This is a genomic window from Streptomyces sp. WAC 04229, from assembly GCF_003947455.1.
GTDB lineage: Bacteria > Actinomycetota > Actinomycetes > Streptomycetales > Streptomycetaceae > Streptomyces.
This window is the reverse complement of the sequence record NZ_QHJH01000001.1, coordinates 43,208-56,098: the sequence shown is the minus strand read 5'-3', so window position 1 is coordinate 56,098 and position 12,891 is coordinate 43,208. Positions and strand designations below refer to the sequence as shown.

Genomic DNA, 12,891 nt, shown 5'->3' with positions numbered 1-12,891 from the left:
TCCCCGGCTGGTCCGGATCCGCAAGACCGCGAGCAGGACAGCGAACTGGCGGTGCGTCAGGCCGAGTTGAGGTCCTCAGGGAGCGAGGGGCGCGGTCAGACTCCCGTTTTCACGGCAGAATCCCTGCTCACCGCCAGCCGTTGAAAGCAACTCCGTTCGCGTCGTTGACATTTCACGCAGCAGGGGCGACGTTGGGAGCGCTCCCATAACAGTCATGGAACTGGAAGGAGTTCCCCCACATGCGCAGACAAACTCCGTTGACCCGGCGTTCGCGGTCGTCCCTCCGCCGGCCCCTCCAGGCGCTCGTCATGTTGTTCGCCGTGGTCGCCGGCGCACTGACCTGGTCGGCCCCCGCCCAGGCTCACGGCACCATCGTCGGCCCCGCCTCCCGCGCGTACCAGTGCTGGAAGACGTGGGGCACCAACCACACGAACCCGGCCATGCAGACCCAGGACCCCATGTGCTGGCAGGCCTGGCAGTCCAACAGCGACACCATGTGGAACTGGATGAGCGCCCTCCGCGACGGACTCGGGGGCCAGTTCCAGGCGAGGACCCCCGACGGGACGCTCTGCAGCAACAACCTCTCCAGGAACGCCAGCCTGGACAAGCCCGGGGAGTGGAAGACCACCACCGTCGGCGACAACTTCTCGGTGCACCTGTACGACCAGGCATCCCACGGTGCCGACTACTTCAAGGTCTACGTGAGCAAGCAGGGCTTCAACCCCAAGACCCAGAGCCTGGGCTGGGGCAACCTCGACTTCATCACGCAGACCGGCCGCTTCGCCCCGGCGCAGGACATCACGTTCCCTGTCCAGACCTCCGGCTACACCGGACACCACGTCGTGTTCGTGATCTGGCAGGCCTCGCACCTCGACCAGGCCTACATGTGGTGCAGCGACGTGGACTTCGGCTGAGCCGGGGAGCGGCGCACGCGGCACCGTGATTCCATGGCCACGTGCCGGAGTGCCGAGCGCACTCCGGCACGTCGGACTTGATCCGGGCCGGGGCGGCACGCGAGCGCGTCAGTTGTCGCGAGGGCAGCCTGTCTTCTCGAAGCCCGCCTCGTCGGTGTACTCGCTCGTGGACAGGCAGTGGCCCGGCACATCGGCCTCGTCGTCGGCGGGCCTGGTGAACCGGGGTGCCTGCCTGAAGTTCCAGGCCGGCAGCCTGTTGCGCAGGAGCAGCGGTGCGTCGTCCGGGTGTCCCGCGCCGTCGCCCTTCTCGGGCCGGGCGATCCAGTTGACGCCGCACGCGGAGCGCGCGTTGCGAGGCCGGTCGTCCGGGCGGGAGACGACGACCGTGACACAGCCCTCGCGGTCCGGCCTCAGCCGCTCGTCGTACACGAACGACTGTGGTCCGTCGACCTTCGTGGGCCAGGTCTCTACGAGCACAGCGACCAGCGGGCTGAAAGATGCGAATGCGCTGATCGGAACGGCAACTCAGGGGCTGATACAGGATTGTCCGGCGTGGTGATTCCTCCGTGGCTGGCTGATCATCATCGCGGTCGTAGGGCGCGCGTCGGTGAGGGGGGATCGCGCCGAGTCGGCGCGGCCAGACCTGGCCCGGGGCGCAGCCCGCCCTGCTCGACGTGAGTGGCACCTCGTCTATGCGGGGCTGAGAGCGGTCCGTTGTTCGCGGCGTCGGCGTTGCTCGTCGATGTTGGCGACGGGGGCGGAGAGGAGGAGGGTCTTGGTGTAGGGATGTTCAGGCTGAGTGGTGAGGGGGGCCGCGTCTCCGGTTTCGACGATGCTGCCGTGGTGGATGACGGCCACGCGGTGGCTCATGTGGCGGATGACGGACAGGTCGTGGGAGACGAAGAGGTAGGCGACGTCGGTTTGTTGCTGGATGTCGAGGAGCAGGTCGAGGACGGTGGCCTGGGTGGTGAGGTCGAGGGCGGAGACCGGCTCGTCGCACACGATCAGCCGGGGGCTGAGAGCGAGGGCGCGGGCGATGGCGACGCGTTGGCGTTGTCCGCCGGAGAATTCGCGAGGCAGTCGGGTTGCCGAGTCCTTGGGCAGGCGTACCTGGTCGAGGAGATCATTGATGCGGCTGCGCGCCTGGCCGCCTTTCATGCTCTGGGCGAGGAGGGGTTCGCTGAGGGTGTCGCCGATGGTGCGGGAGGGGTTCAGGGAGGTGTAGGGGTCCTGGAAGATGACCTGGATCTCGCTGCTGAGTGCGCGGCGCTTGGCCCGGCTCGCGTTCTCGATGGACCGGCCGTCGAAGGTGATGGTGCCGGAGGCGACGGGGACCAGGCCGAGGATGGCGCGGCCGATGGTCGTCTTGCCGGAGCCGGACTCGCCGACCAGGCCGAGGGTTTCTCCGGCGCGGATGCTCAGGTCGATGCCCTTGAGTACTTCGGTGCGCGCCGCGCGCCACCCTTTGCCGGGGAAGGACACGCGCAGTCGGTCCACGGTGAGCAGGTAATCGGGCTGGGTCGTCATGCGGGGATGCTCCTTGTGGGCCCGGGCTGCCAGGGCTCGCGCGGCGGGGTGGAGTCGAGGACGGCGCCGAGGAGGTTCTGGGTGTAGGGGTCCTGTGCGTGGTGCAGGACCTGGCGGGTGGTTCCGGTTTCGACGAGGCGGCCCTGGTTCATGACGGCGACGCGGTCGCAGAGGTCCGCGACGACGCCGAGGTCATGGGTGACGAGCAGGACGCCGAGGCCGCGTTCGTCGCGCAGGCGGCGCAGCAGGTCGAGGATCTCGGCCTGGACGCGGACGTCGAGTGCGGTGGTGGGTTCGTCGGCGATGAGGAGCTGCGGGTCGCAGGAGATGGCGCCGGCGATGAGGACGCGCTGGGCCATGCCGCCGGAGATCTCGTGCGGGTAGCGGCGCAGTACGTCTTCGGGGGAGGGGATTTCGACCTGACGCAGCAGCTCGACAGCCCGGTCGGTGGCCTGCTTGCGGGTCAGACCGAGGATGTGGCGCATGGGTTCGGTGAGCTGGCTTCCCACGGTGAAGGCGGGATCGAGGTTGCTCATCGGCTCCTGCGGAATGTAGGCGACCGTGGTGCCGCGCAGGGTGCGGTGGGCTCGTTCCGGCAGGCCGGCCAGTTCCTGACCGGAGAGCTGGATGCTGCCGGAGCTGACCCGGCCGCCTTCGGGGAGGATACCCAGGACGGAGAAGGCGGTCTGGGTCTTGCCGGAGCCCGATTCGCCGACGAGGCCGACGATTTCGCCCTCCTGAACGTCGAGGTCGATGCCGTGGACGACTTCCTTGTCGGAGCCATCGGCCAGCGTGTAGGCCACCTTCAGTCCGCGTACGGACAGCAGTCCGGTCCGCTCCTCGCTGATGCTGTGGTCTGCCAGCGCTGCGGCCGGGGTCGCGTGAGGGCGTCGGGGGCCGCGCCGATGCGGGGAGCGGTCTTCGAGCGTGTCGCGCAGTGCGGCGGCCAGCAGGACGAGGGCGGCGTTGGTCAGGCCGAGAGCGAGACCGGGCCACAGCATGAGCAGGGGAGCGCGCTGGATGTTCTGGAACGCCTCGTTGAGCATGGCGCCCCAGGTGGCGGTGGACCCGCTGCCGATGCCGAGGAACTCGAGTCCGGCCTGCAGCGCGATGGCGACACCGGCGACGAGAGCCGTCTGGATGATGATGGGTCCGCGTACGACGATCAGGACGTGGCGGGCGACGATGCGGGCGTCGGACAGGCCGGAGACGCGGGCGGCGTCGACGTACAGCTCGCCGCGGATGTCGGCGACGATGCCGCGCACGAGCCGGTAGAAGCTCGGTGCGGCCAGCACACCGAGGACAATCATGAGGACCCAGACGTTGGGGCCGAGAATGGCACGCGAGGCGAGCAGCACGACCATGGCGGGCAGCGCCATGACCAGGTTGACGCTCCAGCTTGCGGCGGCGTCGAACCAGCCGCCGCGGTAGCCGGCGTACAGGCCGGCGGGAACGCCGAGGAACAGGGCGAGGGCGAGGGCGATGACGGCCCCGCCGAGGGTGTTGCGGCCGCCGTAGATCAGGCGGGAAAGGATGTCGCGGCCCGCGGAGTCGGCGCCGAGCGGGTGGCTGCCGCCCGGGTGGGCGAAGGCGTCGGCCAGGCTCGCGTCGGCGGGGCCGTGCGGTGCCAGCAGCGGCGCGCACACCGACGCGATGATCAGTACGGCCAGGATCAGCAGGGACACGGCGGCGAGCGGGTTGCGTATCAGGCGGCCCAGCGTGTTCCGGGGCGGCGGGCCCGTGGCCGCGTCCGGCACGGTGGGGTTGAGGGTGTCGCTCATGCGATGCGCGCCTTCGGGTTGAGCCAGCCGATCAGGATGTCGACGGCGAGGTTGATCAGCACGACGCCGATGACGGTGAGCATGACCAGGGCCATGATCACGGGGATGTCGCCGCGGGTGGTGTAGGTGACGGTCATGCTGCCCAGGCCGGGCAGGCCGAAGATCTGCTCGACCAGGACGGCGCCGCCGAGGAGCCCGACGAACTGCATGCCCAGCACGGACAGACCGGGTGCGGCGGCGTTGCGCAGGACGTGCTTGAGGACGATGCGCCGGGGGGAGAGCCCGCGGGCGCGCAGGGTGCGCACGTAGTCCTGGCGCATCACGTCGATGACGGCGCCGCGCACCTGCTGGGAGACGCCCGCGATGGAAGCGACTGACAGCGAGGCGATGGGCAGGGTCACGGTGGACAGCCAGCCGGTGGGCGACTCGGTCAAGGGGGTGTAGCCGATGGCGGGGAACCAGCCCAGCTGGACGGCGAAGACCAGAACCAGGACCAGAGTGACGAGGAAGCCCGGCAACGCGTAGCCGGCCACGCCCAGGATCTGCACGACCCGGTCGACGACGCCGCGCCTCACCCCGGCCCACACGCCGAGGAGGAAGGAGACGAGAGCCGTGACCAGGGTGACGCCGAGCATCAGGCTGAGGGTGACGGGCAGTCGGTTGCTGATGGCGAGGGAGACGTCCTCACTGGAGAACCAGGAGGTGCCGAAGTCGCCACGGAGGGCGTGCGTGAGCCACTGCCAGTACTGGGTGAGCACGGACTGGTCGAGCCCGAGGGCGGTGTTGCGGGCGTCGACGTCGGCCTGCGGGGCGCCGGGGCCCAGAATCTGGCGGCCGATGTCGGAGTCGGGTATCGACAGCAGGAGATAGGTCAGCAGGGAGATGACGAGGAGGAGCGCTGCTCCGGCCCCGATTCTGCGTGCGATGAAGGTCAGCATGAGTCTCGGCATCCATGACCGGCGGCCCGTGGGGCCGGCGTGAGCGGCACTGGCGCAGACTCGTGCGAGAGCCCGTGCTGGCGCGAAAAGAAGGTGCCCCCAGTGCAGTGACAGCGGGGCTGGCGGTCACCATACCCTCGGAATTAACCAGTTGGTAGGTTTTCGTCGAGCGTTTTCTACCGCCTGGTAGATTCCGGTTCCAGCAGCCAGCCGGCCCCAAGGAGCTCCCTTTCCGTGAGTCAGGAACCTCGTACGAAGGGCGAGCGCACCCGGGCGCGGATCCTCGACGCCGCGACCGAACTCTTCGCCCGCTCCGGCTACCACCCCATTTCCCTGCGCGAAATCGCAGCCCACTCCGGCATGACCCATGCGGGACTGCTGCACCACTTCCCCGGCAAGGAAGAACTGCTCCTCGAGGTGCTGTGGCGCCGGGACCGCCAGGACGCCGCCCTGCTGTTCCCGGGCCTGCTGGACGATGCAACGCCGAGGCCGGCCGACGCTGCTCCGGCGCAGCAGCGGCTGGAGCGGCTGGTCGCCTTCGTCGACCGCAACACCCGCACCCGCGGCATGGTCGCCCTGTACGCGAAGCTGTCCGCCGAGGCTTCCGATCCGGACCACCCGGCCCACGGCTATTTCGTCCGCCGCTACCGGCTGCTGCGCGAGCAGATCGCCCTTCTGCTGGCGGAACTGTTCGCGCAGACGTCGCCGCCGCGGCCTGCTGATCCGCGTGCGGTGGCCCAGCAGTTGCTGGCGATGATGGACGGCATGCAGATCCAGTGGCTGCTGGAACCGGATGCGGCGCCGATGGAACAGCGGGTGTGGGACTTCCTGGGCGGCTTCGGCCTGCGGCGGGCCGACGCCGCCCGGGAACGCCCCTGCGGGAAGGGCTAATTGCCCAGCAGCGCTGTGATCCCGGCCGCGGTGTTCTGGTGGGCGGCGGCGTTGGGGTGGAAGCCGGCCGCTGCCGCAGTGTCGGTGGGCTCGATCCAGCGCACCCCGGCGGGCTTGCAGGCGTCGTGGCCGACCGACGGAGTGTAGGTGTCCACGAACGTGGCTCCGCCTGCTGCGGCCACCTGCGACAGCACGCTGTTGAGCTGACGGGTCTTGTCGCGGAGCCAGGGGAAGTCGCCGGTGGCCAGCGGGATGGTGCTGCGGCAGGCCGTTCCGTCGTCGGGGACGAGGGCGGGGTAGCCGACCAGAAGGATTCTGGCCTGCGGCGCCTTGGCGCGGATCGCCTGCAGGCCGGCGGCGACCTTCGGCGCGGTCGCGTTGATGCGCGAGCCGATCTCGTCGGTTCCGCCGAGCGTGTAGCTGGTCTTGCACGGAGCGCCGTTGGGGCTCAGATAGGCCAGCAGTACGCAGCGCTTGATCGTGCCGGCCAGGTCGAGGTCGTTGCCTCCGATACCGAGGGTGACCACGGCCGTGTCGGCGCGCACCGCGTCGATCTGCGGGGCGATGCCGTCCTGGGATCCGGTGATGTGCCGGGTGGTGGCGCCGGCGCAGGTCACGTCTGTGGCGGATGACGCGCCGACCGCCGAGGCCACCAGGGTGGGGTAGTTGTGATCCGACCGTCCGCAGGTGGCGTCGGTCTGGGTGGGAATGCCCAGGCCGGAGCTGAACGAGTCCCCGAGTGCCGCGTAGTGGCCGGCCGTCGGCACGGCGCCGGCCGGCGGGACGGCGGCTGCCAGGGCGAGGGAGGCGCAGCCCGTGATCCAGGCCGTGCGGCGCAAGAGGCGTGTGCCGAAGGGGCGGAGCAAGGCGGGGTGCAGCGTCATCGCTGTACCTCTTCTCGTGAGTAGAAGGCCCGGAGCGCCGGTCCCGCCCGAGGAACCGGCCGAGCGCGAAAACCGTAAGTCGTACGGTTTCTGGTCGTCAACGGGTCCGACGTGGCCGTTGACCTTCGGGCTGCGAGGCCGCCGTGGGTGCGGGAGACGTCTCGACTTCAAAAACCGATCACTATATGGTTTTGGTTGGGCGGCATGGTGCCGCCCGATTCAGAACGACCGGGGGCCACGCCCATGACCCAGCACCCTTCCCCCTCCCACTCGACGGCCGCCACGCTGACGCTCACCGAGAAGGCGTCGCTGACCAGCGGCGCAGGCGACTTCGTCACCGAGGCGATCGGCGCGGTACCGGCCGTCTCCATGTCCGACGGACCGCACGGACTGCGTCTGCCCAAGGAGGCAGGCGACGGAGGCCAGCTCGACCTGCACAGCGCGGCCCCGGCCACCTGCTTCCCGCCGGCCGTGGCGCTGGGCAGCAGCTGGGATGTCGCGCTGGCCGAACAGGTGGCGGGAGCCATCGCCGCGGAAGCCCGGGACAACGGCGTCCACGTGGTGCTGGGGCCGGGCATCAACATCAAGCGCTCTCCGCTGTGCGGCCGCAACTTCGAGTACTTCTCCGAGGATCCGCTGCTCACCGCCGAACTCGGCGGCGCCATGGTCCGCGGCATGCAGCGCTCGGGTGTCGGCGCGGCGCTGAAACACTTCGCGGCCAACAACCAGGAAAGCGACCGGATGCGGGTGAGCGCCGACATTGATGAGCGGCCGCTGCGCGAGATCTACCTGCGGGCCTTCGAACGCATCGTGCGCCGGGACCGGCCGTGGTCGGTCATGTCCGCCTACAACGCCCTCAACGGCACCCCGCTGAGCGAGAACCGGCGCCTGCTCACCGACATCCTGCGCCGCGAATGGGGCTTCGACGGCATCGTCATGTCCGACTGGGGCGCCGTCCGCGACCGCGTCGCCGCCTTGACCGCGGGCCTGGATCTGCAGATGCCGACCACGCGCGGCCGCACCGATGCCGAAGTCGTCCAGGCGGTGAAGAACGGCGAACTCGCCGCGGAGCAGCTGGACGCGTCCGTCGAACGACTCGCGCGGTTCGCCCACCGCGCCACCGCCGGCCTGTCTGCGCCAGCGGACCCCCTCGACTACGAGGCGCACCATGACCTCGCGCGCCGGGCGGCCGAGCGGTGCATCGTCCTGCTCAAGAACGAGCAGGACCTGCTGCCGCTCGACCCGGCCGCCGGCTCGCTCGCGGTGATCGGAGAACTCGCCCGTACTCCGCGCTACCAGGGAGCCGGCAGCTCCCAGGTCACCCCCACACAACTGGACACCCCGCTGGACGCACTGCGCGACCTGGCCGGTGACGCGGTCGTGGAGTACGCCGCCGGCTACCGGATCGGCGGCGAGCCGGACGAGGAACTGCTCGTCGAGGCCGCACGGCTGGCGGCCGCGAGCGACACCGTGGTCCTCTTCCTCGGGCTGCCCGCCCAGGACGAGTCCGAGGGCTTCGACCGGGACCACATCGACTTGCCCGCCGCCCAGCCGGCCCTGCTGGAGCGGATCCTCGAAGCCAACCCGCGCACCGCGGTCGTCCTGTCCAACGGCGGAGTGGTGCGCACCGCCCCCTGGCACGAGCGCGTTCCCGCCCTGGTGGAAGGCTGGCTCCTCGGCCAGGGCGGAGGCACCGCTCTCGCCCGCATCCTCTACGGCCATGCCGCCCCCTCGGGGCGCCTCGCCGAGACCATCCCGCTCCGCCTCGAAGACGCCCCCAGCCACCTGTCCTTCCCCGGCGAAGAGGGTCATGTGCGCTACGGGGAGGGCGTGTTCGTCGGCTACCGCGGACACGACCGGCGCGCCAACGACGTCGCCTTTCCCTTCGGCCACGGCCTGACCTACACCACCTTCGCCTACGGCGACCTCACCGTGACACAGACGCCGGCGGACCGGATCGAGGCGCGTCTGACCGTCACCAACACCGGCCCGCGCACCGGCCGCGAGACCGTCCAGCTCTACGTGAGCGCCCCGGAGGATTCCCGCGTCGCCCGCCCGGTACGGGAACTGCGCGGCTTCGCACAGATCGACCTTGAACCCGGCCAGTCCCGCACGGTGACGATCACGTTCGACCGCGCTGACCTTGCCTACTACAGCGAGCGCGAAGCCGGCTGGTTCGTCGAGGGCGGCACCTATTCCGTGGCGGCGGGCGCCTCCTCCCGCGACATCCGCTGCACGGCACCCCTGACGGTGGACGGCGACGTCTCCACCGCCCGTCTGACCGGACGCAGCACACTGGGGGAGTGGCTGGCCCACCCCGTCGGCGGCCCTCTGCTCCTGGAGGCGTTCGCCGCCGGACGTGCCCAGCAAGGGGGCGGGGCGGCGGGGGCGCTGGCCGATCCGGTACTGCGCCGCTTTCTGACCGGCATGCCGCTGGAGGTCATCGCGGAGTTCCCGCAGAGCCCCGTGCCGCTGTCCCACCTGGACGCCCTGTGCGAACGCGCCGCCCGCACGCCCTCCGACTGACACCAGCCCCGCGCAAGAGGAGCCTCCATACCTGGTTCAGCCATTGACTACGAAAACCGATCAGCTTACGGTTTTTGTTGGTGGGGGACTTCGTATCGAGAAGTCCTGTTTCCACGTGCCTTCGTGCCACATCTGCTGCCGGTGACGTGTTCCCGGCCCCTCCGACGGAGTGACGACATGAGGATTTCGGCACGCATCAGTGCTGTCGCGGCGACCGCGGTTGCCGCGTCATTGGTTCTCGCGGGCTGTGGCGGGGGAGGCGAGGGCTCCAAGACCGCGACGCCTTCCGCGCTCGACATCGCGACGCTCACCGCCGCACAGAGCTTGGACCCCAAGGACGCCATCGGCAGCGCACTTCCCTACTTCCAGGCCGTCTACGACACCTTGATCAAGCGGACGCCGGACGGCACCTTCAAGCCGATGCTCGCGACCAAGTGGGACTACGACGCCACCCGGACCCATCTCGACCTCACCTTGCGCGAGGGGGTGAAGTTCAGTGACGGCACCGCCTTTGACGCCAGGGCAGTGCAGGCGAACCTGGAGCACTTTCAAAAGGGCGGTGGCGGCGCGGCCAAGACGCTCGCAGCGCTCAAGAACATCGACGTGAAGGACGCCACCCACCTGACCCTCACCCTGTCGGCTCCCGACCCGGCGCTGCTGTTCTCGCTCAGCGACGCGGCCGGCCTGATGGCGAGCCCCGCCAAGCTGGCCGACGGCTCCCTCAGGACCAAGCCGGTCGGGACCGGCCCCTATACCCTGGACAAGGCCAAGACCGCCATCGGCAACAAGTACGTCTACGAGCGCAAGACTGGCTACTGGGGCGACAAGCTGCCCTTCAAGTCCCTGACCATCAGCGTCTTCGACAACGAGACGGCCGTCGTCAACGGCCTGAAGACGGGGCAGATCGACAGTGCTGTCCTGCAGGACGCCGGGCAGCAGAGCTCCGTCGCCTCCGACACCCGCCTCAAGAAGGCCGACTACACCTTCGACTTCCAGGCCCTGCTCCTCTTCGACCGCGGCGGCGTGCACACCCCCGCTCTGGCCAAGCCCGAGGTGCGCCAGGCGCTCAACCTGGCCATCGACCGAAAGACCATGCTCCAGCAACTGCGCCAGGGACGCGGTGAACTCACCGACCAGGTCTTCGGCCCGGAGACCAAGGCATACGACAAGAGCCTCGACACCGCCTACCGGCACGACCCCGCGAAGGCCAAGAAGCTCCTCGCCAAGGCCGGCTACGAGGACGGCTTCACGCTGAAGCTGCCGCGCGTGAGCGCCATCGTCAACGACGCCCTCGCCAGCTCACTGACTTCCGATCTCGAGGCGATCGGCGTCAAGGTCGACTGGGACGCGCTGGACGGAGCGAGCGCCCTGCAGAAGATCTATCGCGAGCGCGCCTACTCGGCGATGGTCATGAACATGGGACAGTCACCCCTCGACTGGGTGACCACCCAGGACCTCGTCGTCCCCGGCACCTTCAACATGTTCGGCACCAGCGACAAGACCGTGAAGAGCCTGCTCCCGCGGATCCAGGCCGGCGACGGGACCAAGGCCGCGGACGCCGCGCGCGCCCTCAACAAGCACCTGGTCGACGAGGGCTGGTTCGTGCCCTTCTACCGCATGCAGTACCAGCTCGTCACCGGCCCCGGCATCAAGGCCCAGCCGCAGTCGGGCATGGCCGTCCCCTCGATCTACAACTACGCCCCCGCCACCTCCTGAGCCGCACGGTGACCGCGTAGAGCTGTGGACCGCAGACCAAATGTCCGGTCTGCGGTCCACACGCCCTTTCACGTCCAGTCGACGTCCGTGGCCGGGAAGAACGACAGATCGCGCTCGCGCCACAACCTGCTGTGCCGCCCCAGCGCCTGGCGGTGCTCCTGCCACGGCTGCGGGCTGCCGGACCAGGCGATCGAGGCCACCGATGCCAGACGGGGCAGCAGCAGCGTGGTCAGCTCCTCGAAGTCGCTCAGGTTCTCGGCGAACAATGTCGCCTCCACACCGGCAATGCGTTCCTCGGGCAGCGCGTGCGACTGCGGATCCCACCCGGCGATGTACTCCACACTGCGCGGCCGGTAGCTGGGGAAGCCCAACGTGGCTGCCTGCTCGGCCTGCCCCGGGGGAGCGATCTCCGGGGCGTAGCGCCTGTCGAGATAGAGATGAGACTGCGGGGACAGCAGCAGCATCCCCCCGCCGTCCAGCACACGCTGCGCGTCATCGGCGGACGGGGCGAAGAACCGCTTCAGCGCTGCCAGGAACTCCCCGTTGAAGCCCGCACCCGCCAGATCGGGACGCCGGGTCAGCTCTTCCTCGCTGCCGGGCAGATCCATCATCTCGGGATCCACCCAGAACTGGGCGATGTCCCCCGGTTCAACACCGGCCCGTGAGGACTCCTGCCAGGCCAGCGGCCGCTTGCCCAGCTCGCGCACCATCGCCCGCAACTCCCGCACCGCGGTGGCGAATCCCTCCTCGGTGATCCCTACCGCCTCGTCGCCGCCGACGTGGACGAACGGGCCGTCCGTCAGGGCGCACACATCGGTGAGGATCGTCCGCACCACCTCCCGTGTGCCGGCGTCGGCCAGGTCGAGGGGGGGCGTGTACGGGAAGCGGCCGGCAAGACCCGGCGGGGCCGGTGCGGGCGGCAGGCCGGGCAGCGCGGCCCGCAGTGAGGCGCAGTGTCCGGGCAGGTCGATCTCGGGGACCAGGACGATGTGCCGAGCGGCGGCGTACTCCTGCAGGGCACGGTAGTCGTCTGCCGTGTAGAAGCTGTCGTCGGCCGAGCCGGCCGTCAGGGCGGGGAGTGAGGGGACCTCGATCCGCCAGCCCTCGTTGTCCGTCAGGTGCAGATGCAGCACGTTGATCTTGTACAGGGCGGCGAGATCGATCAGGCGGTGCATCTCGTGGACGGGAATGAAACGGCGCGCCGTATCAAGAAGCAGGCCCCGCCACGCATAGTGCGGTGCGTCGGTGAACTCCTGCGCCACCAGAAGCTCGTCCGGGTCGGCCAGGGCGATCAGCTGCAGGGCCGTCGTCGCCGCTCGGAAGACACCCGCAGGTGTACGCCCGCTGCAGACGACCGCTCCCCCTTCCACCCTCACGGCGTACGCCTCGTCGGCAGGGCGCGACGTACCGCCGGGAGCCACTCCACGGGTACGCCGACGGGCCGGTACGGAGGCATCCAGCATCAGGCGGATCTCCGCGCCCTGCCCGGCACCGCCGGCGGGCAGAACCCGTTCACCCAGGTGTGGATCGAACAGGGCACGGACAGTGCGCTCGACGCCGGACAGGGCCGGATCGTCGGAGGTCAGCCTCCACGGTCCGGCGGCAGACGGACCCGATGGTCCGTCGTGCACGACGTGGTCGGCAGGAGCAGGGAAGACGGCATGCATCGCGGATCTCCGCGGCGGCCGGGCGCCCAGGTGCCCGGGCGCCGGGG

The 12,891-nt window shown here is 69.7% G+C and carries 10 protein-coding genes; 4 read left to right on the top strand and 6 right to left on the bottom strand.

Features of this window, described 5'->3' with window-relative positions:
• Positions 1-308 precede the first annotated feature (308 nt).
• Positions 309-914: a lytic polysaccharide monooxygenase gene (locus DMH12_RS00250; protein WP_125489514.1), complete on the top strand. Its 606-nt coding sequence runs from the start codon at positions 309-311 to the stop codon at positions 912-914.
• A 108-nt stretch (positions 915-1,022) separates the two neighbouring features.
• On the opposite strand, the gene DMH12_RS00245 is transcribed toward DMH12_RS00250, so the two are convergent.
• From DMH12_RS00245 to DMH12_RS00230, 4 genes are all read right to left on the bottom strand, one after another.
• On the bottom strand, positions 1,023-1,391 hold the full coding sequence (locus DMH12_RS00245) for a hypothetical protein (protein ID WP_125489452.1): 369 nt from the start codon (positions 1,389-1,391) through the stop codon (positions 1,023-1,025).
• Positions 1,392-1,604: 213 nt separating this feature from the next.
• The gene (locus DMH12_RS00240; RefSeq protein ID WP_125489451.1) at positions 1,605-2,441 is read right to left on the bottom strand and encodes an ABC transporter ATP-binding protein; all 837 of its coding nucleotides are present in this window, start codon (positions 2,439-2,441) and stop codon (positions 1,605-1,607) included.
• Positions 2,438-4,222, bottom strand: coding sequence for a dipeptide/oligopeptide/nickel ABC transporter permease/ATP-binding protein (locus DMH12_RS00235; protein WP_125489450.1), 1,785 nt, complete (start codon positions 4,220-4,222; stop codon positions 2,438-2,440). The genes DMH12_RS00240 and DMH12_RS00235 overlap by 4 nt, the downstream gene beginning before the upstream one ends.
• Positions 4,219-5,160: an ABC transporter permease gene (locus DMH12_RS00230; protein ID WP_125489449.1), complete on the bottom strand. Its 942-nt coding sequence runs from the start codon at positions 5,158-5,160 to the stop codon at positions 4,219-4,221. Before DMH12_RS00230 ends, DMH12_RS00235 begins: the two co-directional genes overlap by 4 nt.
• A gap of 234 nt (positions 5,161-5,394) precedes the next feature.
• Between DMH12_RS00230 and DMH12_RS00225 the strand changes: the two genes are divergently transcribed.
• Positions 5,395-6,051, top strand: coding sequence for a TetR/AcrR family transcriptional regulator (locus DMH12_RS00225; protein WP_125489448.1), 657 nt, complete (start codon positions 5,395-5,397; stop codon positions 6,049-6,051).
• Here DMH12_RS00225 and DMH12_RS00220 read toward each other — a convergent pair.
• Complete coding sequence (locus tag DMH12_RS00220) at positions 6,048-6,935, bottom strand: SGNH/GDSL hydrolase family protein (protein WP_125489447.1); 888 nt, start codon at positions 6,933-6,935, stop codon at positions 6,048-6,050. The genes DMH12_RS00225 and DMH12_RS00220 overlap by 4 nt on opposite strands.
• A 243-nt stretch (positions 6,936-7,178) precedes the next feature.
• On the opposite strand from DMH12_RS00220, the gene DMH12_RS00215 reads away from it, so the two are divergent.
• A complete protein-coding gene (locus DMH12_RS00215) occupies positions 7,179-9,461 on the top strand; it encodes a glycoside hydrolase family 3 C-terminal domain-containing protein (RefSeq protein ID WP_125489446.1) in 2,283 nt (760 codons plus the stop codon).
• Positions 9,462-9,638: 177 nt separating this feature from the next.
• Positions 9,639-11,177 carry an ABC transporter substrate-binding protein gene (locus tag DMH12_RS00210; RefSeq protein WP_125489445.1) on the top strand — a complete coding sequence of 513 codons (1,539 nt, stop codon included), beginning with the start codon at positions 9,639-9,641 and terminating at the stop codon, positions 11,175-11,177.
• Positions 11,178-11,245: 68 nt separating this feature from the next.
• Here the strand turns inward: DMH12_RS00210 and DMH12_RS00205 are convergent, their stop codons facing one another.
• Positions 11,246-12,844 (bottom strand): family 20 glycosylhydrolase, encoded by a 1,599-nt coding sequence (locus tag DMH12_RS00205; protein ID WP_125489444.1) that lies wholly within the window; start codon positions 12,842-12,844, stop codon positions 11,246-11,248.
• Positions 12,845-12,891: the final 47 nt, after the last annotated feature.

Coding starts and splice junctions, on each gene's coding strand:
- DMH12_RS00250 (WP_125489514.1), top strand. CDS start 309: ATGTTGTTCGCCGTGGTCGCCGGCGCACTGACCTGGTCGGCCCCCGCC.
- DMH12_RS00240 (WP_125489451.1), bottom strand. CDS start 2,441: ATGACGACCCAGCCCGATTACCTGCTCACCGTGGACCGACTGCGCGTG.
- DMH12_RS00235 (WP_125489450.1), bottom strand. CDS start 4,222: ATGAGCGACACCCTCAACCCCACCGTGCCGGACGCGGCCACGGGCCCG.
- DMH12_RS00230 (WP_125489449.1), bottom strand. CDS start 5,160: ATGCTGACCTTCATCGCACGCAGAATCGGGGCCGGAGCAGCGCTCCTC.
- DMH12_RS00220 (WP_125489447.1), bottom strand. CDS start 6,935: ATGACGCTGCACCCCGCCTTGCTCCGCCCCTTCGGCACACGCCTCTTG.
- DMH12_RS00215 (WP_125489446.1), top strand. CDS start 7,179: ATGACCCAGCACCCTTCCCCCTCCCACTCGACGGCCGCCACGCTGACG.
- DMH12_RS00210 (WP_125489445.1), top strand. CDS start 9,639: ATGAGGATTTCGGCACGCATCAGTGCTGTCGCGGCGACCGCGGTTGCC.
- DMH12_RS00205 (WP_125489444.1), bottom strand. CDS start 12,844: ATGCATGCCGTCTTCCCTGCTCCTGCCGACCACGTCGTGCACGACGGA.